Here is a 23,685-nt window from a genome sequence, read left to right as displayed (position 1 = left end):
TTTAGGACTGCCTATAATAGAGGTCGAGAACCAGCGGGATGCAGCAGACTGGCATTCCCACTTTGATCGTAAGAGGCACTGATGGAAAATCTGACTCAACTGATTGATACCTTTGGACGTGTGCATAATAATCTGCGCATCAGCGTAACCGATCGCTGTAATATTCGCTGTTTTTATTGCATGCCTTCCGAAGATGTGCAGTTCGTGCATCGCAGTAAGATTATGTCGTTCGAGGAGATCGTCCGCTTCATCCGCCTGGTGGTACCGTTGGGGGTCGACAAAATTCGTCTCACCGGCGGAGAACCCCTGGTTCGAAAAAACATTCCCGAACTGGTGAAAATGATTGCCGACATTCCCGGTATCAAGGATATTGGCATTACCACGAACGGGATCCTGCTGCCAGGGCAGGCACAACAGCTCTATGATGCCGGCTTGAGACGGATCAACATCAGCCTGGATGCGCTGAATGCCGCCAAATTCAAACAGATTACTCGTCGCGACGATTACGAAAAAGTACTGGCTGGCATTCAGTCTGCCCATGACGCCGGCTTTGATCCCGTGAAAATCAATGCGGTTTCTATTCGCAATCTGACGGAAGAAGAAATCGTTCCCTTCGGAAAGCTGGCCCGGGAAACAGGGGCCGAAATTCGTTTTATCGAATTCATGCCTCTGGATGCTGATAACCAGTGGGAACGTGAAAAAGTACTGTTCGCCCATGAAATTCAGGAGATCCTTTCGCAGGGGATTATGCCTCTGGTATCTGAGGAACAGCCTGATAAGAGTGCACCCGCTTCCAATTTTGTTTTCGAGGATGGCGTCGGACGGATTGGATTCATCTCCTCCATCAGTGCCCCGTTCTGTATGAGTTGCAATCGCTTTCGCTTAACCGCTGACGGGAAACTGCGCAACTGTCTTTTCAGCCTGGATGAAACGGATATCCGTGGACTGTTCCATGCGAATGCTCCCGACGAGGAAATCATCGCGGCAGTACGCAGCAGCATTACCGCGAAAAAAGAGGGGCATGAGATCAACACAGCACGATTCATTCAGCCGGATCGCCCGATGTATTCCATCGGTGGCTGAAAACCGAAAGTGGATTGAGTCTGAAACATGAGTAAGCGACCATTGATTTATCTGGACAACGCAGCCACCAGTTTTCCCAAGCCAGATTCCGTTTACGCGGCGATGGATCATTATCATCGGAATATCGGTGCCCCCGTTGGTCGGGGAGCGTATCGGAAATCCATCGAACTGCAAACATCCATTGATCAATGTCGAAAACTCGCTGCCAGGCTGCTGGGGGCAGCGCGTCCTGAAGAGATCGCCTTTACCTTCAACGGAACAGACAGCCTGAATACGATTATTCACGGCGTGTTGCAGCCCGGGGACCATGTCATCACTTCGGATGTGGAACACAATTCAGTACTCAGGCCGCTTCAGACTTTAAAAGACCACTGGGGGCTGGAGACCACAGTCATTCCCGCTGATCAGACTGGACTGGTCGAACCGACGGCATTCCGGGATGCAATTCGAAAAAACACGCGACTTATCATTCTCAATCATGCTTCAAATGTGACGGGCACCATTCAACCCGTGAATGAAGTCGGCGAAATCGCGCGGCAGGCGAAAGTGCTCTTTCTGGTCGATGCCGCGCAGACAGCCGGCCATCTGCCTTTGGATGTGTCTAACATGCCTGTTGATTTTCTGGCGTGTCCCGGCCATAAAGGACTGCTGGGCCCGCTGGGGACAGGGTTGGTCTATCTGCGTGCGGAGCTGGCCGATCAGGTCGAGAGCTTACGCCAGGGGGGAACTGGTAGTCAGAGTGAAGAAGAAACACAACCAGATTCCATGCCTGAAAAATTCGAATCAGGAAATCACAACGCCCCGGGACTGATTGGATTGCGCGCCTCCCTTGAGTATGTGCTCGAACAGGGTGTCTCTTCACTCCGTCAGCATGAGCAGCAATTAACCGCACAACTTCTGGAAGGTCTACAGCAACTTCCCGGGTTTCAGTTGCCCGGGCCCCCTGCGGTCGAAAACCGGGTGGGTGTGGTCAGTCTGGTAAGTGAATCCGTTGAACCACAGGTGCTGGCCTCTATTCTGGATGAGAATTTCGGGATTCAGGTCCGGGCTGGTTTACATTGCGCGCCACGAATTCATACCTGTATTGGCTCAAAAGAAGCCGGGGGAACACTGCGATTCAGTCCCGGGCCTTTTTCAACAGTGGAGCAAATTGACACAACTGTTGTTGCCATGCAGGAGCTGGCACACTCCTTTTCGGGATGAGTTTTCAGAGACAGTAACTTCGGCAGCAGAGATCCTGCTGTAAAGGGGGAATGTGAAAACTCTCTCAAGTATTATCAGTATCGTGATTTACATCCTTGACACCCTTTGGCGTCTACCTCAAAATTAAAATAGACTGTTCTGGTTGATTATAGAGTTTCCCGTCAACGCGATTCAAAACGTGTTTCCGGGAAGTTGCTCTTTTGGCTCAGGGCACGTTGAACAATTCTCGCTCGACATTTCTAACGTCTTATTTCCCCAATCGTGCATTGGAAAATCAGAAAGCATTCGACTCCGTTGATATGAGTATGTCGAACGGTTTCAGCAGGAAAGGGGACTGCTGAATGGTGGAATGCCGCCTGGAGTTCATATAATTTTCATAAACCAGATTTGACCGGAGTCTTGATTCCAGCTGATTGATATGGGAAAAACAGACTCCTCGCAGTTTAAAACTGATTCTATTCCGTGGAGAAATTGAATGGCCGATGATTGGATGCAGCAGTTAGTAGATGATGGGTTTCTCGGTCCGGCGCAGCTGGATGAAGCCTCGAGTCTGGCCGGCTCTATGGGAATTTCCCCCGGAGAAGCACTTGTCAAGTTGGGATATGTAGGAGCCGAAGTCATTGCACAGGCTCAGGCGTCCATGTATGGATATGAGTTCGTCGAACTGGAAGGACTCGAAATACCCCAGTCCGTGATTGAACTCGTACCGGAATCCATGGCGCGGGAAAATACCGTGATTCCCGTGGGGATGGATGGAGATTCGCTGCAGATTGCTTTGCATGACCCGATGAAATACGAAGTACTCGATAAATTGCGGTTCATTATTAACCGTGACATTGATGTGGTCATGGCGCCGATTGAGTCGATTCAGGCCGCGATTAACCGACATTATGGTCAGAGTGAAACCGAGTCGGTCGACACGATGTTAAAGGAGTTTACGGAAACTGCCATTGATATCACCGCGACCGAACTTGCTTCCTCAGATAACGTTGCAGAAGAAGACGACAGCGCCCCTGTGATTCGGCTGGCAAACCTGATCATCAGTGAAGCTGTTAATATGCGGGCCAGTGATATTCATGTTGAGCCCTTTGAAGACCGGATTCGTATTCGTTACCGGATTGACGGTGTACTGATTGAACGTGACAGTCCTCCCCGCCGCCTGCTGATGGCACTTGTCTCCCGTTTCAAAATTATGGCGACCATGGACATCGCTGAAAAACGTCGTCCTCAGGATGGTCGAATTAAAACCACAATTGCCTCTAAGGATTATGACTTACGAGTCAGTATTCTGCCGACCAACCATGGGCAGGCAGTGGTCATGCGTATTCTGGACCGAGATAATATTAAGGTTGGGATTCGTAACCTCGGCTTTTCGGAAGAGAATTATCGACGCTTCCAGACAATCATTCGTCGACCAAACGGTATCTTCCTGGTGACCGGTCCCACGGGGTCTGGAAAAACGACTACTTTGTACAGTGCCCTCGGTGAGCTGAACCGGCCGGACCGCAAGATTATCACGGCGGAAGACCCGGTCGAATACTATCTGCCCGGTATTAATCAGGTGGAAGTAAAGCATAATATCGGGCTCGATTTTTCTCGTATCATTCGTGCGATGTTACGACAGGCACCGAATGTGATTCTGGTAGGTGAAATTCGAGACAAGGAAACGGCAGAGATGGCGATTCAGGCATCTTTGACAGGACACTTGGTATTCAGTACGCTACACACGAACGATGCGCCCGGTTCTATTACACGATTGATCGATATGGGGGTACAACCGTTCCTCGTTGCTTCTAGTGTAATGGCAGTAATGGCGCAACGTCTGGTGCGTGTTGTTTGTGGTAAATGTGTGGAAACTTATGTCCCTGATCCTGGCGAACTCGAGTACCTCGGGTTTTCCGAAAGTCAGCTTGCGAATGCCATCCATCATCGAGGCAAAGGATGTAACACCTGTTCACACACTGGGTACAAGGGGCGTAAAGCCGTTTTTGAGTTGATGATGATGAATTCCGCTATACGTGAAATGACTTTCCGCAGTGAGGCCGCACAGAACATCAGGAGACAGGCCCGACTTCACGGCATGAAATCGCTGGCTGAGGATGCAGCCGACAAAGCCCTGCTCGGCATCACGACTCTGTCAGAAGCAATGAAGCTGGCGAAGGGGTTGGAAGGGTCATAAACAGGGGAGAAGAAGCGAATTCAATTGGTTTCGTTCAGGGGGAACACTGGAAAAACAGCCTCTGTTTTCATGTGAAGACTTTGATCTATTTTCGTGCATTTGTTGAGTTTTGCAGCAGAATACCGGATAATTACGTCAGGAACGCCAAATGAGCGGCCTGATTTCATATTACATTTCTAAATTGTCTTATCTTTATTTCTCTAGTTTTACTGATTTTCGTTTCACTAAATTCTTGTTGGACCCGGTTGTTCAGGGAAAAGATCCAGGAGCTGATTCGTTCTGGGAAATGGAATAACTCAAATCGAAGAATGATGCAGACTTCTGGCGCAAATCCTCGTTCCCGCGAACTATCGGTGACCGCTCACTTTTCAATCAAAGAGTTTTCAGAAAGTACTTTGGATGGCAACAGTTCAGATTGACAAACTGCTGGAGACGGTCGTTAAAGAAAAGGTGAGTGACCTGCATATCACCACAGGACAGCCCCCCGTTGTTCGCGTAGGTGGACACATGGTGCGTCTTGAAACCAAAAGCCTGGAGCCCGATGATACCGTCGCCCTGATGAAGAGTATCACACCCGAACGAAACCAGCAGGAACTGCAGGAGGTCGGGGGGACTGACTTCGGGTTTGCCTTTGGTGAAAAAGCCCGCTTTCGGGTTTCGGTCTTCAAACAGCGCGGCCAGATCGGCATGGTGTTACGCCGAATCCCCAACGAGTTTCTGACATTCGAGCAACTGGGCTTGCCTTCGGTGATTTCCGATCTGCTCGAACGCCCGCGTGGCCTGTTCCTGGTAACAGGACCGACGGGTAGTGGTAAGACAACCAGTCTGGCCAGTATGATCAACCACATGAATAATACGATGGACCATCATATCATCACGATGGAAGACCCCATTGAATATTATCATCAGCATAATAAATCCACGATCAACCAGCGGGAAATTGGCGTCGATGTACCTACATTCCCCGAAGCGTTACGGCGTGCTCTGCGACAGGACCCCGATGTAATCCTGGTGGGGGAAATGCGTGACCTGGAAACCATTTCCGCTGCGATTACTGCGGCGGAAACCGGGCACATCGTGTTCGGGACATTGCATACAACAGGAGCCCAGGGGACGGTTGACCGTATTATCGACGTGTTTCCCACCAGTCAGCAGGACCAGATTCGAACTCAGCTCTCCTCGTCTATTATCGGCATTCTCAGCCAGGCTCTCATGCCGAAAAAACCAAAAGGCCTGGTGGCCGCGTATGAGATGCTGGTAGTCACACCGGCGATCGCCAACCTGATTCGTGAAGCCAAAACCTATCGTATTAACTCCAGTATTCAGACCGGACGAAAGTTCGGTATGCAGCTGTTGGATGACGCGCTGTTTAATCTCTGGCGCGATGGGCTCTGCGAGGAAAAAGATGTCGTGATGCGGTCGAATAATCCCGGCGAGCTCAAAGCCAAAATCGCCATGGCCAAGAAGGGACTGCTCGAAGATGAGGATGAAGATGAGGATGATGATTTTGAAAATTAATGATCGGGAGCAGGGATGCACCAGGTCGCGTCAGTCATTTCGGAAAGAAAAATCAAACTGAAAAGGTAGGCATACATGGCAGCGAGACGCCTTGGTCAAATCATGGTCGATCTGGGATATATTTCAGAAGACCAGTTATGGGATATCCTGGAAGAGCAGAAGCAGAGCCCGGGTGAGGTCATCGGTCAGGTCGGCATCCGCATGGGGCTGGTGACTGATGAGCAGGTCACGCAGGCACTCGCTGAGCAGTGGGGGATGCCCGTCATTGAGCTGGAAGAGACCAACATCCCTTCCAAGGTGCTCGAGCTCGTGCCCGAAACGATGGCTTCCATCTACAAGATTATGCCGGTTTCGCTGAAAGATGGCGTACTCACCGTCGCGATGGCAGATCCCCAGAATGTAGCTGCGCTGGACGACCTGCGTAATTTTCTCGGGTATGATGTCCGGGGCGCCGTTTCCAATCTGAAAGATGTGGAAGAAGCGATTACCCGCCACTACGCGGAGCATCAGGACAGCATTGAAGATGTCATCGGTGCCATGGAAGACGAACTGGGGGAGCATAAAACAAAAAATGTTTATGACCTCTCTTCTTCTGAAGAAGTTGCCGACGCCGCTCCTATCCGAAAACTGTTGAACATGGTAATGCTGCTGGCGATTAAAGACCAGGCAAGCGACATCCACCTGGAACCCTTCGAAGACGAATTCAAGATTCGCGTGCGTGCCGATGGCGTGCTCTATGAAATGGTGCCACCACCACGCCACCTGGCCAATGCCATTGTCTCGCGTGTGAAAATTATGGCTGACCTGGATATTGCAGAACGCCGTATGCCGCAGGACGGTCGTATCGAACTGAACGTTGGTGGTAACCCGGTTGACTTGCGCGTCAGTGTGCTGCCTACCCTCTTTGGCGAAGCGGTTGTTATGCGGGTGCTGGACCGAACCGTGGTGCAGCTGGACCTCAATAAGATCGGCATGGATCCCACCACTCTGTCACGCTTCCGGGAAATGATTCACCGCCCCAACGGGATTGTACTGGTGACCGGACCCACGGGAAGCGGCAAGACCACAACCCTGTATTCCGCTTTGAATGAACTCAACGTCATCGAAGAAAAAATTATTACGACCGAAGATCCCATCGAATACGATATCGATGGTTTGATTCAGGTTCCCGTGAATCCCGATATTCAGGTCACCTTTGCTTCTGTTCTGCGGGCAATTTTGCGACACGATCCCGACCAGATTCTGATCGGCGAAATTCGCGACTTTGAAACCGCAGAAATCGCCGTGCAGTCGGCTCTGACAGGCCACCTGGTATTCAGCACGCTGCATACCAACGACGCGCCCTCAGCAATTACACGTCTGCGCGATATGGATATTCCCAAGTTCCTTATCACTGCAACCGTGGAAGCCATTCAGGCACAACGCCTGGTGCGTACGATCTGTAAGGAATGCCGGACCGAATTTGAACCCAGTGATGAGCTGTTGATGGAACTGCAGCTCCCGATTGAACAGGCCCGCCAGTACAGCTTCTATTATGGCAAAGGTTGTGCGACCTGTAATAACTCGGGCTACAAAGGTCGTACCGGCCTGTATGAACTCATGGATGTCACCGATGAAATTCGCGACCTGATTACCGAAGATGCTTCGGTGGATGATATACGCAACATGGCCCGCAGCCAGGGGATGACCACTCTCCGTGAAGCGGGGCTGAAACTGATTTTTGACGGCGTCACCACGATTGACGAAGTGGTCCGCGAAACCGTGGTGGAAGACATCGCATAATCGAGAGCCATCTGGCTCAGAAACAGAACAAACCATTTTTTAAGACGACTTTTGACGGAGTAACGCCATGCCGGTTTATCAATATGAGGCCATGGACAATACTGGACTCGAAGTGAAAGACACGATCGAGGCCCCTTCTGAAGCTGATGCGCAGACACTCATTAAAGAGAAGGGCTTTTTTGTTACTAAAATTGCCGAAAAAGGTCGCGGGAAGAAACAGAAAAAAGGAGCCGGCGGAAAAGCAGGCGGCGGTGCAGCAAAAAAAGCCAGTGCCAAAAAAGGGGGCTTCTCCATCGGGGGTGTGCGGCCTAAACAGCTCTGTACTTTTACCCGTCAGTTGTCGACGCTGCAGGACGCTGGTCTGCCGATCCTGCGAAGTCTGCGAATTCTGGAAGCACAGGCTAAACCCGGCCCGCTCAAAGCGTCTCTGGATGGTGTGATCGAAGATATTGAATCAGGAAACACGCTCTCCGAAGCAATGGCCAAACAGCCGAAATGTTTTGATAATCTCTACGTCAACATGGTGAAAGCCGGGGAGGCCGGTGGTGCTCTCGAAGTCATTCTGCAGCGTCTGGCTGAGTTCAAAGAACGTGCCCAGAGTCTGAAGAAAAAGGTGCAAGGTGCCATGATCTATCCAGTCGCCGTGATCACGGTGGCCGGCCTGATTGTCGGTTTCATCATGTACTGGATCATACCCAAGTTCAAAAAGATCTTTCTGGATTTCGGTACCGAACTGCCCGGGATTACCCTGTTGCTGATGTCGGTTAGTGATATCGTCGTCTCCTACTTTTACCTCTTCCCGGCGATACCGCTGGCCTTTTATATCTTCATTAAGATTGTGAGGAAGAATAAGAAGGGGGCGTTCGTGGTCGACTGGATATCGCTGCGCATACCGTTATTAGGGAAGATTATCAGTAAGTCGGTGACGGCACGTACCTGCCGTACCCTGGGGACACTGATCGCCTCCGGGGTTCCCATTCTGGAAGCGATTATCATCGCCCGTGATACCGCAGGAAATATGGTCTTCCAGCGCGCGTTCGATACCATTTACGCCGCGATCCGTGAAGGGGAAACGATGGCGGTTCCCTTAAGGGAAGCGAGAATCGTCGATGACATTGTGGTCAATATGGTGGACGTCGGTGAAGAGACCGGTGCACTCGATAATATGCTCTATAAAGTCGCCGACGTGTACGACGAAGAAGTAGCCGTCCTCGTAGACGCCCTCGTGAGTCTGCTCGAACCACTGATGGTCATCGTGCTGGGGCTGATTGTGGGTTTCATCGTGATTGCCCTCTTCATGCCCTTAATTAAGCTATTGAACGATCTTTCGTAGTGTTTTGGATAAGGTGTTGCAAAATAATACAGTATTTTCCAGCAAAATCACCTGTCTGTAACGTAATGAAATAGCAATATAGTAAGCAGTCACAACAGGTTACGTTTATCATGGATATCAAGGCATGAAATTTGCCTCTAATATAATGTAGAAAACTCTCTGCTGAAATTACTCTCAAGCACTGGCAGACAGGGTTTTCCAATCTCAAACTGTTGTTCCGTAAAGAGTTAGGAGTAAACAATGAAACGTCGGCCGCCAATTACCCTCTCGGCGTCAAAGTACAGCAGGCGTGCGTTCACTTTAATCGAACTGATGATCGTAATTGTCATCATCCTGATTCTGCTCGGCCTGATCATCCCCGCCATCGGATCTGTCCGCCTGCGGGCACAGCAGGCACAGGTGCGTGCGGAAATCGGAAACCTGGAAGCATCAATAACCGCCTTTAAAGCCGACTTCGGCATGGATCCACCCAGTGGAATTATCCTCTATGAATCTGGTTCCGCTTCTTGGGATCAGCGCAGTAAAGGACTGATTCGCCAGTTGTGGCCCCAGTATAATTTCTCACTTTCCTGTGACATTAATGGTGATGGCGATACCTCGGATACAATTCTGCTGAATGCCGGCGAATGTCTTGTCTTCTTTTTGGGGGGAGTCTATGAAAAAACCAGTGATGGGAAATTCCGGGTTTATGGTTTCTCTAAGAACCCCGCACGTCCTTTTTTGAATCCAGGACATGCTCTGGGCGATCCAGGTTATTCTGCTGGGGACGGATTGTCAGCGACAAACTCCGGTCGTCAGGGGCCCTTTTTTGAATTTGATATCAGTCGCTTCGTCGATACTGATGGTGATAATGCACCGGAATATTTAGATTCCTTTCCCAGTCAGCAGGTGCCCTATGTTTATCTCAGCAGTTACGGGGGGCGCGGATATCGCTCGGGTGAATATAATACCATTCTGACTGACATTTATCGCTTGGGAGACCCGGCTACTACACCACCTACAAGTGATCCCCCATACAAGCCCAAGTCATTTCAGATCATTTCACCAGGCGCTGATTATCAGTTAGGAACTGGTGGTAATTATACTCCTGGTAAAAACCTGCCGGGCAACCGCAGTGTAGAAGCGGATAACATTACGAATTTTGTCAGCGGGTCTCTGCAGTAATCACGGTTTGTTTTTAAGAAGTCAGGTTTTTTAAAATGCGACGTTTAACAGCTCCACAATCTGTTCGATCTCAGCGCGGCGGTTTCACCATCGTCGAACTGTTGATGGTCGTCGGCATTCTGCTGTTTCTGATTGCCACGTCTGCGTTCGTGGTGCGTAACATCGGCAACAAGGCCCGTGAAAAAGCAACCATGGCGACCATCGTTAAGGTCAATGGCCTGATGCTGAATCGCATCGAAGCCATGCGGAAAGCGCTCGACGCTTCGAAGAATCAACATCAGCTCGAATCGCTGGTCGGGCAGAAATATACAGCGCTGGTGAATAATGATGGAAAATACCGCGGCCTGCCCAGACCCGTCGTGGAAATTCTGGTGCGCAAAGATATTTTCCGCGAGAACCTGCCGCAGTACATCGCTGAGAATTCCGATATCAATGCCGCCATGGATGCCCAGTCTGGTGTTTCCCCGGGAACCGCAGGAAGTCTCGGCTCCGACGCCGGTGCCAGTATCAGTTCAGAATACCTCTACTATGTTTTAACGAAACATGAAACTTATGGCGTGCCGCCTGTGGGGGAAGATTCCTTCACCACAAATGAAGTCGCCGATACCGACGGCGATGGCCTGAATGAATTTGTGGATGGCTGGAGAAAACCACTCCGCTTTTACCGCTGGCCCACGCGCCTGATCAAGCCGGATGGTTCAACTATCAACCGCACCGTTGCCGGTTATTTCTTTAGCGGGCTGCCTCCTGTACCCGCTTCCGACTTCAATGAAGCCGATCCATTAAACGTCGATGCAGATGATCCACAGGGGCGGCTTCAACACGAAAATGACCGTTCGGGGAGTATCTTATCTCCTCTGTTTAACAATAATTCTGTTTACACTACCGGGCAATATGCCACGATGAATACCTTTTGGATGCCTCTGATCATTTCTGCCGGGGAAGATGGTGTTCTTGGGCTGTATGAGCCGCACGATGAAACCAACAATGGGGTCTTGGCACAGCCTGTTCTCCCTATTGTGGACGGCGTATTCGATAACATCACCAATCACAATCAACGAGCCGGAGGAAGGTAAACTTATGCCAGCCTTTCACACGAACAATCAGTTCACTCAGCGATCTTCGCGTCGGCCCGGCTTTACGCTTGTCGAGTTGCTGGTCGTGATTTCGATTATGGCAATCCTGGTTGTCATGACGGTGTCTTCGATCAACTTCGCACTCACCAGCGACGTCACCCGTGGCGCCTCACGCCAGGTGCAGTCGTACCTCGCAGGAGCCCGTGACCGCGCCATCTACGCCAAAGAGCCGCGGGGTGTCCGCTTTCTGGTGGATCCCAATAATCCGACCGCTGTCACCAGCATGATTTACATCGCCCCCAGCCCCGACTGGAATCAGGGAGTCATTCGCCTGGAACGTATTGATACGAATTCAGACAGTGTTCCGGATACCACCCTGCATGTCCGTGGCGAAGGAACTGACTGGAGGTTCCTCTATACCCGCGGGCAGTTGAAAAATGGCGCACGCATTAAAATACCCGGCGATGAGAGTGGTTCCTGGTACACCGTTGATCTGGACAATTCACCGGTTTCCGAACCCGTTCCCCTTATCCCTTCATCTCCTGCACCGAATGAATATAATTACAAAACCGATGTTGTACTGCGGCTGACCACAGCCTACCGTGATCCGGGAACGTCCGATCCCAGTCAAGTCGTGGCATTCGCACCCGGCAGTGGACCTTCCACTTATCTGCTTGAACTGCCTCCCGTGGTACTGTCAGGCGAAGAGCCCACACTTCTGCCCAACAACGCCGGGATTGATCTGGATCGTTCCTATCTGCCCGTCAGTTGGAGGGTAACCGGAGTTTCAGAAGGCGAGGATGGTTCCCCCGGTAAAGCCGGTATCGATGATGACAGCAGTGGAGGTGCCGACGATGACGGCGAATTACTCTGGCCAGGCACCGATGACTATCGCCTTTATTCCAGCCATTTAGATCTGATGTTTTCTCCTCGTGGTACCGTATCCGGCAGTGAAGCAGGAGGCGGCAAAATTCACTTTGTCGTTGATACACTTGAGAATATTCGGTCGGGCTGGCGTCGTGGCGTCAACTATGCAGACGGGGATCGAGTTCTGCTCCCCGCACGAGGAACTTACGAGTTCACCCCCTACGATCGAGCGTTTGTATGTACTACTTCGGGACAAAGCGGTGCTGATCCCTCTGTCTTTCTGACAGCAGCTGCGAGAGTAGAGGGAGCAACTGTAACAGACAATGGTGCTGTCTGGAGAACAGAGCTGAATACGACACCTTCTCTGTTAACAATCTTTACGCGAACCGGGAATGTCAGTGCCTATCCCCTCCACTTCGATCAGCCAGGGATTGTTTCCCCTGATGTGTTCTACTATGCAGAAACAGGGGAGACAGCCAAATGAAAACATTTCGTCTGAAAACCTGCAAGACACCTGTTGGATTTCTGTCCGTTTCGCGGGCCGGTGTCACCCTGATGGAAGTTCTCATGTCTGTCATGATCATGAGCATTGGCGTCGTTTCACTGGCGTCCCTGTTCCCGATTTCGATTGTTCGGGGAATACAGGCAACCAAGCTCACGAACGCAACCGTACTGCGTTATAATGCCGAAGCGTTGATCGATGCGTTCCCGCAGCGTTTTGTATTTGATCCCGATGGCACCTTAAATGCTGATGGACAAATCGCCCATCAGCGCAGAAACCGGAAATACATCGTCGATCCCATCGGCAGCTATTACGCCTCATCGGATGGTACCGGACTGGAAGGCAGCTTCGGTAACGACGGTTCCAGCAGTCCGGTGACCCGCATTCCCCGCTATGACGCCGGCCTGACTTCGCAATTACAGGCGACCAATTTCTTCTCACAGCAGGACAACTGGTCTCTGTTGTTTGAAGGGATTCCTAATAGTATCAATGGTGTAGGAGATACGATTACCATTCCTGATGCTGATTTTAATTACGGCGATAACCCCACCGGTACTAATACCTTGGCAGAATTGCAGGCCACTCTGACAGATGCTGCAAGTGGGAGCCGGATTCTGATTTATGATACTACAGGCAAGCAGGTTCAGACGCGTACGATTACCGGTGTGAGTAGGAACTCAGGGTCTAAGACTTTCGATGTCAGTTTCAGTCCTCCACTTCCCGATAACGGGCTCTATACCAGCATCGCCAAATTTCGGATTGAAGTACTGAGTACACAATATTCCTACCTGTTAACCGTCCGTCGTTCGATTGCTACCGATGTCGCTTCTGTTGATGTTGTGGTGTTCCACCGTCGTAATTTTTCTCCGGAATCTGAAGCCATCCATCAGGTTGAAAACTTTGTGGCGGAATGGCTCCCTGGTGCGGATGGTGCCTGGGGATTTGCTGGCGTAGATGACGACGGGGATAAGGACGATGGTGGTAACACCGATGAATATGCAGGCGAAGCAGGCTGGCCCGGGTCCGATGACTATCGGCGGCGTGCCTTCAAGCTACGTTACAATACCAATGTCGATAGACCAAACCTGAAAAAGGGAGGGTACGTCTTCGACGCCATCAATGCCCGCTGGTATCGGATTCAGCAGATTGTCGATGAGGAAGCAGCCGAGGCCCCTGGTGCCACCACTGCCGACTTGATTCTGGATCAGCCCATTATCCAGTCCATCAACAATCCCAGCAGTGCTGACACACCCGTCGCTGGCCTGATTGTGATGCCGAATGTCGTACAGGTTTATCCCCTGGGAAACAAAGCAAGATAAACAACAGGTAACATCTCCCGGGCCGTAGTAAAGTGAAGTGTTTTATGAAACCGAAAACATCAAATCGAATCCAGAACAGGCAGTCTGATCGCAGTTCCGCTGCGTTCCACACTGGTTTTACGCTCATTGAAATGATCGTATCCGTGGCCCTGGTTCTGCTCATGATGCTGATGTTTACCGAGATCTTCCAGATTTTGTCCGGTTCGATGACCACCCAGCGGGGGATTTCCGAAAACGATCAGCGCGAACGTCTGCTGGTCACTGTTTTACAGGCCGACTTGGATAACCGTTCGTTTCAGTACCTGCTCCCCTTTGCGAATGACGTATCATTTATACCGACACCAGATGATCCCCGTAATCCGGCTTTTCATGAAGAAGATCGACGAGGCTACTTTTATATTTCAGAGAACGATCCCAACGATGACACGGATGATTTTCTGCAATTCACAGTCTCGCGTTTTGCCAATCCGGATCAGGGAGATACCGAAGATTTTTACTACGGTCGGGCTACCGATCTCAGTAGCCGCACACTGGATAGCGGGACCCTGCTGCGCAATCATCCCAATCAGCCTGAAGCCGACGATGGACGCATCACCGCTGATGGAGCATCACAGTCTTCTGCAGCGGAAGTCTGTTACTTCCTGCGAGGCAGTAACCTCTATCGTCGTATCATGCTGATCCGCGAACCGTTAGCACTCTCCAGTACACAGAACACGCAACCCATCTCTTCTGACTCAAGCAGTTCACCGTTTTTTCAGCGGACCGGTAGTCCACCCAATCCGCTCTACGGAGAAAGTTACAGCGTCGATGACAATTTCTGGCGCGACTTTGATTTCTCCGCTTTTATTGACAACAGTGGGAATGTTTATGCCCGCTTCCACGACCTGAATGATTTGAATAATAATGATACCAGTGTACTGTTCCCTCTGGGAATACCCAAATATCGTTTCGGGTTTAATCACGATGATACCCTGGGGGGGCTTTCGCGGGAATTTGTTCCCAGCTCTGCAGATTCCACCAAGCAGCTGTTTCTCGGCCGATTTACACATGAAGAAACTTCACACCGTAATTTTAATTATCCACACAATTCTATGCATTCTTCTATTGGCGGAGGCGGTAATCCCATGGATCCTGCCGGTCCCAGCCTGCTGCTTAATCAAGAGGACCGCGTAGTCGATTTATTACGCAACGGCACGCGTCGCTCCGAAGACCTGGTACTCTCCAACGTGCGTTCATTTGATATCAAACTCTTTGATGACGGGGCCCAGGATTTTGTGGACATTGGGGGTTCCGCCGCAGTCCGCTTCGCAGCGGGAGCCAAACAAAACGTGGAACACGGAAACAATGTCTGGAAAAATGTGTTTGATACCTGGCATGTCCGGGCTGAATCCGCAGGCGGGGATGGAGATCCACCTTATCCGATGTTGTCAGATAAATCTGTTTTAGAATACTTAGCACAGACACCGGAGTATGATGTTGTGAATCAAAGCCCGGTTCCACGTGCGTCACCATTATCAGCCATTCGCATTTTAATTCGCTATGAAGACCCGACTTCCGGTCAGGTCAGACAAATGACACTGATTCATCCACTCAGAAATAAGAGTGACGAATAAACGTTTAAGATACCACAGCAGGCACTTTTCCCCATTGTGCCGGACCGGGCCACGGCCATTGGTCACACTGGGAGACTTTGAAATGAAATTCACTTGTATGAAACAGACCACACTCAATGACAGTCGGTTACAGCAGCTGCAGCAGTCGCGACGCGGTTCGACGTTGCTCATTGTCATTGCCTTACTGGCGATGCTGTCGTTGCTGGGGGTCGTCTTTTATACCTTTGCCTCTCAGGAAGAACGCAGCGCGCAGTACTTTGCCGAAGCCGCCGTCAACGAAGCCGACCCCGGTCTCGATGCCGACGTGCTGTTCAACTGGGGACTGCGCCAGCTGATCGTCGGCCCCGATGACGGCCTCTACAACAGTGCCCTGCATAGTAAAAAACACTCCCTGTTATCAACCATGTTTGGCAATGACATCCACCCGTTCAACGGGCAGGGTATAAATGTGTTGATGGACTCTACAGGTAAAATCGGCGTCGATCAGGATTATGACGGTTCTTTTGATGGGGACCAGAACCTGCTGGCATTAAACTACAGTCGTGCCGCTCACGGTGGTACTCTGCCATCAATTCTGCAGGAGGGCAACCGACCGCTACCGGACGTTGATTATACCGCACCCGATATTAATAATCTGTTTCTGGCCTACAATGGCTACACACTTGAGGGGACTACTCTCAGACGCGTTGTCATTCCTTCATTCCTGCGACCTCAGCACTTAAGAGATGCCAATACGGGAGTTCATATCCCTGACTGGTATGAGAACGATGGCAGCATTGTTCCAGAAAAAGATACTCGCACCATGGTACTCAGGCCACACCCGGCGCACGTATTTGTCGATCCGGGTGGAACCGCATCTACCACTGCCCGCTTTACGAGTTCGTTCCCGTTCCAGCCCACAACGAACCCCAGTGGAAATGCAACGAACCATGGGGAATTAGGGATCTTTACCAACTCCTTTAATTCCGGTGCGCCGATTGTGGAACTGGATGTGGATAATGATAATGACGGCCTGGTCGAAGGGATCTGGATGGATCTGGACTTTCCTCCGGTCGAAAATCCCAATGATCCAACCAAATTCATTCTGCCGCTCTTTTCCTTTACCGTCTACGACATGGACGGTCTGATCAACCTCAATGCCAACGGTAACATGCGGCGACCCGATGACATTAATCTGAATTACAATTCCAGCAACAATTTTTTCGGAGAAGATGATTCAGACTTTACCGACAAGTACCTGTTCCTGTCCCGTTCCAATATGGGGCTCTCCTCACCGGGAGAAATCAACCCGCAGTGGGCGCTGAACGCACGACCTGAGAAAGTGGCCTCCGGTGGAGACATGGTCGATTCCGCCAGCGCCACCAGTGTGCTGCTGCAGCATCGTATCTTTTTCGGCGACTATCCTTATCCCTATGGCGCGATCGGCGCACCTCGGACTTACGGGGGAGCCGGTGATTTCAAGGACGCCTATGAAAGCACAGTCGCATGGCGGGAAACTTCCAACATGGAATATTTCTTCCTGAACTTTGGTCGCCCTGAATTCCGTATTCCCAGTCCTCTGGCTAACGGGACTCAAAGTGATATTACCGACCTCTATCCCGGTCGCTGGGGCGAACCGAATCTCCTGTATAATTCCCAGCGGGTTAGTTCCTCAGATCTCATCTATCTGCTCGAACAGGTTGCCGAACCCACGAAATCGTTTCCCCGTCCCGGACAGACCCTGGTGGACGATAACGGGAACCGCTACGAAGGAGGTACCCTCAGTGGCTCACTGTCAGGAAACCGTTCCAACGTGCATTCCTTCATGCATCCCCTGTCTCACAATGGAGCTGGCCGCACAAATAAAACCGGTACCAACTACCGATTGCCTTCGATTGGATATAATGGTTGGAAAGGTTACGAAGATTTTGAGTTTGCCGGTACGCCTCGCTATAACGGCGGCCTGACCTTCTTCAAAAACCCGATTAATACTGTGACTGCTGTGGATGGATCGCGCGGGACTCTGGTGGACGAAGCCGACGAGATGACTGTCGACCTGGAAAAAGTCCAGCGTCCCTATGATGAACCATTTACTGCGGCTGACCTGGCCTTTCTGCATATGTCGCAGTCCGATCAGGATGATACCGGCATCAATTCGCGACTCGAAAACCTGCTCCCCTTTAACTTCGGGCGTGCTTCAACCGTCAATGCCCGCGGTAATTCGATCCGCAAAACATTTACCACGATGAGCTGGGGACGCAAGCAGTTCAGCCTGCCTACCATTCAAAACTTCCGTACCTGGGAGACGGGAAATGGAAATGAATTTCCTCCGTTTACTTCCTATCCTGCGAATACGAATCCATTCAGACCGGCATTAAAGACACTCCTGACGGTCAAATTTGGAAATACCACTTCACCTCAGTTGCAGATGAAATTGAGCCTGAATGAACTGTTGGTGTTCGACCAGACAGGCACGGGTAAGACAGTGACCACACGTACGCTCACTCCCCATCCCGGCGAAGATGTCGATGATGATGGTGTGCTCGATCCCGGTGAAGACTTGAACGGGAATGGCGCGATCGATAGTTTAACCTCCACTGTGATTAATACTTCGTGGAATGGTACCGGTGTTAACTCATCGACGGCAAACAGCGTGACGTACCCCAACCTGCCGAGCTATCCTCCCACGACAATGGAGCAGCAGGAGTTCTGGGCACGCTATGATCGTCAGTTGAAAGCCCGTGATATCTACGTACTGCTTTACACATTAGGGGGTGGAAATGACGCCCTCGATTATGGCGGTGATAATTCGGCAAATGTTCGCTATAGCAATACCCAAATGAAAGAGATGGCACAGTTCGCAGTCAACCTGGTCGATGCTCTCGACCCTGATGATGTGATTACCCGTTTTGAGTATGACACTAACCTGGGCAACGGCTGGGATCTGGATGACAACCCTTATACGACCAGTGACAGCGATCGGGCAGAAGTCTTTGGTGTCGAAGCCCAGAAGCTGACGCTCAGCGAATTCCTGGCGATCAAAACCACCAAGGTCGAAGATTCTTCGATGAATGAGGTGAACCACGATGCCACTGAATACAACGATGAAAAGGCCCGTTATTTCTCGTTTATCGAACTGCGAAATGCCAGCCACCAGACGGTCAGCTTTGCCAACGATGCCTGGCAGATTCGACTGGAACCACGGACTGATGCTTCCGGAATCAGCGGTGATTATACAAATCTGGATAACCTTGATGTTTCACATCCAGAACCAACTTTGAATGATACGCATAAGCGGCGTCTTACATTGCGGAGTGGTTCTGTTGGAGGAGGGGGGATTTTCAATATTCGCTCCGCCGGCGATAATGAGAATACCGATCCGATGACGTCGATGCCCCGTCCCAGTTATTTCCAGGTCGATCCAAACTTTTCCGGGGGAACGCCCGCCTATACCAGGATTGCACCTCGGGATATATCCACACCTGCCATCGATCTGATCACTGATGATGATACCACTGACTTCCTGCTGACATCGGAAGCAGACACGATCACACCGATCTCGACGCGGGGTGATTTCCTGAATGATTCCAATACAGATCCGTCAGGTACTCCTTTTGGAACTATGTCTTTCATTGTCAGATTAATGCGACGTGCTCACCTGGGACGGAACAAACCGTCAATGAGTAATGCCGTGGATAACGCAGATAACCCCTGGGTGGAAGTCGACAGCATGGTCGTGACTGGCATGAATGAGTTCGAACTGCAGGAATCGAGCATGTCTGCCACTATTCAGTCTCAATTGAACCAGTTGCAGAGCTTGGAGCGCGAGCAACCACTGTATGCCCGTGGTGCAGGTGAAGCAAAACACGCCGCCGGTAACGCTGGTACCAGTTATCGCGCCAATACCGTCGGCACGATCAACTCCAAGACACGTAATAAATACAAGGGATCCGATCTGGCCATCTTGCAGGGCCCAGATGGCGCTCCAGGGATTACCGGCGTCAATGATGATAATGCTGGTTCAACAGATGATGTAGAAGAGGCAGGTTGGGCGTTCTCTGACGACCGCCCCCGCTTTGATATCTGGCAACCGCATTTCGATCGTGACTTCGCATCGAAGGTTGAGCTCCTGAGCATTCCCCTTGTCGGTCCCAACCGGATCACCCGTGATCTGGCCACCGAAGATGGTGTGCAATCTCGTACGGACACCTCGACGACTACAATTGATCGTGCGAACGATGTTCGCTTTGCCGGCGTTCAGAAATTCCTGGATCCCAGTGGGCCTGAGGAAAGTGTGAATACGGATGATAACCGCTGGTATCGTCTGCTGGAATTTGTCGAAGTGCCTACTCGATCTCATCGACAGTTAGGGAATCCACTGAATGACCCTCGAGTTCCGGGACGCATCAATTTGAATACGATTCGGCATCCCTCCGTCCTGGCAGCATTGCTGGATGACTCCGATGCTTTCACAATGGACATGAGTGGCAGTGCCGTTCATCCTCAACTGGATGCCCCTCACCTAGGTGGTGGAAACTGGTGGCAGGAATTTATCGACTCTCGTGATGCGAAATGCTATGGGATTCCTGGAGTGACACTTGGAGATGAGCCAAGAATTCCCGGGAACCCCAAATCGACTGTGACTACAGATTATCCCTCACAGCCGTTCCGCAGTCTGCATACCAATGTGCCCACGAGCAGCTCGGCTCAGGTTCGTGACCTGCGTGAGAAGACGATCTTCCGCAGTCTGCCTTATGATGTACTAAACATTTCGGTTAACAATCCGCGTCTGCTGTTTGAATTGACTTCCAGTGCCGAGCACCAAGGGACGGCTGGTCTTAATAATGTCGACGTACATACCCGCAATCGGATCTTGTCGAAAATCGAAGCCAATACAACGACGCTCAGTAACACATTCGTCGTCTTCATGTCGGTGGCTTACTTTGAAGCTTCCGGTGATGGGACAACCGTCTATGGCGATCCTGTATCGATCGGGGAACGGATGTCACCGGAAGACCCGGCTCGGACAGCCAATCAACCGGATTATCGAGGATTTTTTGTAATTGACCGGACTCGAGCCGAGCAGGCATTTGAACCAAGTACGGGACAATTTGACCACTGGAAACGTCTGGTTCGTTATCGCCATCAAGTGCAATAAGTGATATCGGCCGGGAAAACTCGACAGCATTGTTTTACCTGACCAGCATAACTGGACAATCGGGTATAATGGTTAATAGTGACACAGGAATGAAGGGGATCGACATGTAGCCTAAGTAACCAGCTCTGGTCGCGGGCCTGTGAGTAGAGTCTGTGGGACATGGACGATTGAAACGTCTATTCCTGTAGAGTGGATTAGTCCGGGAATCCTCTGGTTTCCTGTGGAGTTGAGATGTTTTTGAGTTTGTTTTTGATACTTGACCACAAGTAATATATAATCTGTTTGAACCGTATTTCTAAGTGAGGAGAATGACATGAATACACGAAAAATGAAACAAAAGCTGCAGAAGCGTAAAGGGTTTACGCTGATCGAACTGCTGGTGGTGATCACCATCATCGGCATCCTGGTGTCGCTGACCCTGCCGGCCATTCAAAGTGCCCGTGCGTCAGCGAGAAAACTGTCCTGTCTGAACAACATGCGAAACGTCGGACTGGCCGTCGTCAACTTCTCCTCCGGTGCCAACTCACAGTTGCCACTGCTCGTGGATCCCAACATTGAAACTGGACATACCAATGCCAGCAATGACGATCTGTCATGGTGTACCACATTGTTACCCTTCCTGGATAACGTTGGTTTCCGTCAGCGTTGGGATCAGGCTGCAAATGCTGCCGCTCAGACAGGCGCTTCTGCCACTGACCTTAGCAATCTTGCGTCTCTCAATGTGATTCGTTTTCCAGTCTTCACCTGCCCCGACGATCAGTTCTCTACCGATCAGGGAGCATTGTCTTACGTCGTGAATGTGGGATACGTTTCCGCCCTTTATAATCAGACTGGTGTTGGATACGATTCTACCGCCTCCATTGGATCACAGGGGCATCACCCGGTAGGCGATGGGGGATTTGATGCAGATGCTTCTACCACCGGTGATATCCCCATGAAGTTTGGATCAGGCGTATTCTGGCGTCCTCACACTTCTCGTATGTCTCTGGATTACATTTCCGCTGCCGATGGCATGACACAGACACTGATGCTGTCTGAAAACCTGCAGGCTGGCGAATGGTTTGACCAGGATACAGGCAGCCTGGGATTCGGCATTGATTACGAAGATCTGTACACAGGCTCATTGGCTCTGCCTGGTGGTTTCAATCTGCAGAATGCCACGAATTCAACCGATTCACGTATTGGTTCTAATCTGACCGCCGCCAAAGCAACTGCATGGCGTCCCAGTTCGAACCACCCCAGTGGTGCCGTGAATGTGATCTTCTGCGATGGTAGTGGAAAATCACTCACACCACAGATGGATGCAGGCGTCTACGCTCGTCTGCTGACTCCCGCTGGTCTGCGTTATGGCCAGGCTGTGGTTGACGGGACTTCTTTCTAAGCGACAGAAGTTAACTGCAACCATGATTTGAGTCATTGTTCTCAAATCGGTTCAAACATTGCGGGCACCAGGGATCTCCGGATCTCTGGTGCTTTTTTTATGGCGGGTTCACAGACTGTTCTCATGTCTCGGGCTGAAAAGGAGCATCTCATGCAGATCCAGAAAACCAGACAGTCTCCGCTGCAGCGCAGCGGGTATTCGTTGCTTGAGCTGGTGGTGACAATCGTAGTTGCAGGCATCGTGGTCGCGCTGACCCTGCCCGCCATCCAGAGTTCAAGACACTCGTCAAAAAAATTATCCTGTCTCAACAACATGCGCAATATCGGTCTGGCTGTGGTCAACTACTCCAGCATTGACAATTCTCAGTTGCCACTGCTTGTGGATACAGACCGCATCTGGTCTACCCACGGGAACGCGCATCACTCAAACCGGTCGTGGTGCATTGCTCTTCTGCCCTATCTGGATCAGGTCGGTTTCCGTCAACATTGGGATATCACTGCCGCGATTGCAGCAGGACCCACTTCCGCGGCACAAGTTGCGGCGGAAAAAAAACTGTCGCAGTTAAAGGCGACCCGCATTCCCGTCTTAACCTGTTACGACGATGATGCTGCTGCCGATCCTGGCGCGCTCTCTTATTGTGCGAATATTGGCTACGTCACTTCAAATTATAATGCCGCATCCGATACATCACATTACGCGGACAGCGCCGATGGCGGCTTTGACTCCGATCCTTCAGTCGACACCGATGTTCCCCTGAAATTTGCCTCGGGTGTTTTCTGGCGACCCCATACCTCTCGCATGTCGTTGGACTTCATTTCAGCCGCCGACGGAATGACACAAACGTTAATGCTCTCTGAAAATCTGCAGGCCGGGGAATGGCATGCAACGACTACAGGTGAGATCGGCTTCGGTGTGAACGCGGAAGGCATCCTGAACGGTGCTTCGCTGAAACTGCCTGCAAACTTTGATCTACGAACAGCGACCACGGATTCCCGCATCGGTTCCAAGTTGTCTGCGAAAAAAGGAACCGCCTGGCGGCCCAGTTCGAATCATCCCAGCGGTGCCGTGAATGTCATCTTCTGTGATGGCAGTGGAAGATCGCTGACGCCCCGCATCGATCCTGCCATTTATGCCCGCCTGCTGACTCCCGCCGGGCAGCGATACCAACAGGTGGAAATTGAGGATGGCTCTTTCTGATCGAGGCAGGGTACCGTACTCCTTATAAAGCGCCTTGCTCACCAAAGGGTTCCCCAGATCACACCAATGTTCTCCAGATCCCAGGTGTTTTTTTACCGTTATTCTGGATACTGTATGTATGTTCGCTTTTTGCTGGGGTGCTGACAACCTAAGCTTTCTTAGAGTGAGACAGAGAGCGATGTTGAGACTGCTGCGAAAGGGAACTTTGCATAACGTCTCTTGACGAATCACAGGGAAATAAGATAAGGAACGATATATAATCTTCAATTCAACAGGAGGGTCTTCCCGTGCGAACGCGTTCGGGTCAGAACAGGCTCTCTTTCTCCCTGTC

General features: G+C 51.0%; 14 protein-coding genes. All 14 read left to right on the top strand.

From position 1 onward, the window contains the following. Positions 1-81: 81 nt before the first annotated feature. The 14 genes from moaA (at position 82) to ACN0YH_RS14090 (ending at position 23,354) form a co-directional block, all read left to right on the top strand. Entirely contained in the window at positions 82-1,083 is a 1,002-nt protein-coding gene (gene moaA, locus ACN0YH_RS14155) for a GTP 3',8-cyclase MoaA (RefSeq protein ID WP_417380220.1), read from the top strand. Positions 1,084-1,110: 27 nt separating this feature from the next. Next, entirely contained in the window at positions 1,111-2,286 is a 1,176-nt protein-coding gene (locus ACN0YH_RS14150; protein ID WP_417380219.1) for an aminotransferase class V-fold PLP-dependent enzyme, read from the top strand. Between the two features lie 475 nt (positions 2,287-2,761). Further along, entirely contained in the window at positions 2,762-4,465 is a 1,704-nt protein-coding gene (locus tag ACN0YH_RS14145; protein ID WP_417380218.1) for a GspE/PulE family protein, read from the top strand. 399 nt (positions 4,466-4,864) lie between these two features. Then, positions 4,865-5,983 (top strand): type IV pilus twitching motility protein PilT, encoded by a 1,119-nt coding sequence (locus tag ACN0YH_RS14140; RefSeq protein WP_417380217.1) that lies wholly within the window; start codon positions 4,865-4,867, stop codon positions 5,981-5,983. 75 nt (positions 5,984-6,058) lie between these two features. Beyond that, entirely contained in the window at positions 6,059-7,765 is a 1,707-nt protein-coding gene (locus ACN0YH_RS14135; RefSeq protein WP_417380216.1) for a GspE/PulE family protein, read from the top strand. 67 nt (positions 7,766-7,832) lie between these two features. Further along, positions 7,833-9,098 (top strand): type II secretion system F family protein, encoded by a 1,266-nt coding sequence (locus tag ACN0YH_RS14130; RefSeq protein WP_417380215.1) that lies wholly within the window; start codon positions 7,833-7,835, stop codon positions 9,096-9,098. Between the two features lie 240 nt (positions 9,099-9,338). Continuing rightward, the gene (locus tag ACN0YH_RS14125; RefSeq protein ID WP_417380214.1) at positions 9,339-10,262 is read left to right on the top strand and encodes a prepilin-type N-terminal cleavage/methylation domain-containing protein; all 924 of its coding nucleotides are present in this window, start codon (positions 9,339-9,341) and stop codon (positions 10,260-10,262) included. A gap of 35 nt (positions 10,263-10,297) precedes the next feature. Continuing rightward, positions 10,298-11,338 (top strand): type II secretion system protein, encoded by a 1,041-nt coding sequence (locus ACN0YH_RS14120; RefSeq protein ID WP_417380213.1) that lies wholly within the window; start codon positions 10,298-10,300, stop codon positions 11,336-11,338. Positions 11,339-11,342: 4 nt separating this feature from the next. Further along, positions 11,343-12,689 carry a pilus assembly FimT family protein gene (locus ACN0YH_RS14115; protein WP_417380212.1) on the top strand — a complete coding sequence of 449 codons (1,347 nt, stop codon included), beginning with the start codon at positions 11,343-11,345 and terminating at the stop codon, positions 12,687-12,689. After that, positions 12,686-14,026 carry a type IV pilus modification PilV family protein gene (locus ACN0YH_RS14110; protein ID WP_417380211.1) on the top strand — a complete coding sequence of 447 codons (1,341 nt, stop codon included), beginning with the start codon at positions 12,686-12,688 and terminating at the stop codon, positions 14,024-14,026. Before ACN0YH_RS14115 ends, ACN0YH_RS14110 begins: the two co-directional genes overlap by 4 nt. A 44-nt stretch (positions 14,027-14,070) precedes the next feature. Next, positions 14,071-15,639: a PilW family protein gene (locus ACN0YH_RS14105; protein WP_417380210.1), complete on the top strand. Its 1,569-nt coding sequence runs from the start codon at positions 14,071-14,073 to the stop codon at positions 15,637-15,639. 82 nt (positions 15,640-15,721) lie between these two features. Further along, on the top strand, positions 15,722-20,776 hold the full coding sequence (locus ACN0YH_RS14100; protein ID WP_417380209.1) for a hypothetical protein: 5,055 nt from the start codon (positions 15,722-15,724) through the stop codon (positions 20,774-20,776). Positions 20,777-21,089: 313 nt separating this feature from the next. Next, entirely contained in the window at positions 21,090-22,157 is a 1,068-nt protein-coding gene (locus tag ACN0YH_RS14095; RefSeq protein ID WP_417380208.1) for a DUF1559 domain-containing protein, read from the top strand. Between the two features lie 150 nt (positions 22,158-22,307). Further along, complete coding sequence (locus ACN0YH_RS14090; protein WP_417380207.1) at positions 22,308-23,354, top strand: DUF1559 domain-containing protein; 1,047 nt, start codon at positions 22,308-22,310, stop codon at positions 23,352-23,354. The last annotated feature ends 331 nt before the right edge of the window (positions 23,355-23,685 follow it).

Source organism: Gimesia sp., assembly GCF_048262075.1.
Taxonomy (GTDB): Bacteria; Planctomycetota; Planctomycetia; order Planctomycetales; family Planctomycetaceae; genus Gimesia.
The sequence above is the reverse complement of the archived record's forward strand: the minus strand, read 5'-3'. Positions and strand labels throughout refer to the sequence as shown.

Bases quoted from the DNA above. Each gene is read 5' to 3' on its own strand.
- ACN0YH_RS14150 (WP_417380219.1), top strand. From the start codon at position 1,111: ATGAGTAAGCGACCATTGATTTATCTGGACAACGCAGCCACCAGTTTT.
- ACN0YH_RS14100 (WP_417380209.1), top strand. From the start codon at position 15,722: ATGAAATTCACTTGTATGAAACAGACCACACTCAATGACAGTCGGTTA.
- ACN0YH_RS14135 (WP_417380216.1), top strand. From the start codon at position 6,059: ATGGCAGCGAGACGCCTTGGTCAAATCATGGTCGATCTGGGATATATT.
- ACN0YH_RS14125 (WP_417380214.1), top strand. From the start codon at position 9,339: ATGAAACGTCGGCCGCCAATTACCCTCTCGGCGTCAAAGTACAGCAGG.
- ACN0YH_RS14105 (WP_417380210.1), top strand. From the start codon at position 14,071: ATGAAACCGAAAACATCAAATCGAATCCAGAACAGGCAGTCTGATCGC.
- ACN0YH_RS14145 (WP_417380218.1), top strand. From the start codon at position 2,762: ATGGCCGATGATTGGATGCAGCAGTTAGTAGATGATGGGTTTCTCGGT.
- ACN0YH_RS14095 (WP_417380208.1), top strand. From the start codon at position 21,090: ATGAATACACGAAAAATGAAACAAAAGCTGCAGAAGCGTAAAGGGTTT.
- ACN0YH_RS14130 (WP_417380215.1), top strand. From the start codon at position 7,833: ATGCCGGTTTATCAATATGAGGCCATGGACAATACTGGACTCGAAGTG.
- ACN0YH_RS14110 (WP_417380211.1), top strand. From the start codon at position 12,686: ATGAAAACATTTCGTCTGAAAACCTGCAAGACACCTGTTGGATTTCTG.
- ACN0YH_RS14140 (WP_417380217.1), top strand. From the start codon at position 4,865: ATGGCAACAGTTCAGATTGACAAACTGCTGGAGACGGTCGTTAAAGAA.
- ACN0YH_RS14090 (WP_417380207.1), top strand. From the start codon at position 22,308: ATGCAGATCCAGAAAACCAGACAGTCTCCGCTGCAGCGCAGCGGGTAT.
- moaA (WP_417380220.1), top strand. From the start codon at position 82: ATGGAAAATCTGACTCAACTGATTGATACCTTTGGACGTGTGCATAAT.
- ACN0YH_RS14120 (WP_417380213.1), top strand. From the start codon at position 10,298: ATGCGACGTTTAACAGCTCCACAATCTGTTCGATCTCAGCGCGGCGGT.
- ACN0YH_RS14115 (WP_417380212.1), top strand. From the start codon at position 11,343: ATGCCAGCCTTTCACACGAACAATCAGTTCACTCAGCGATCTTCGCGT.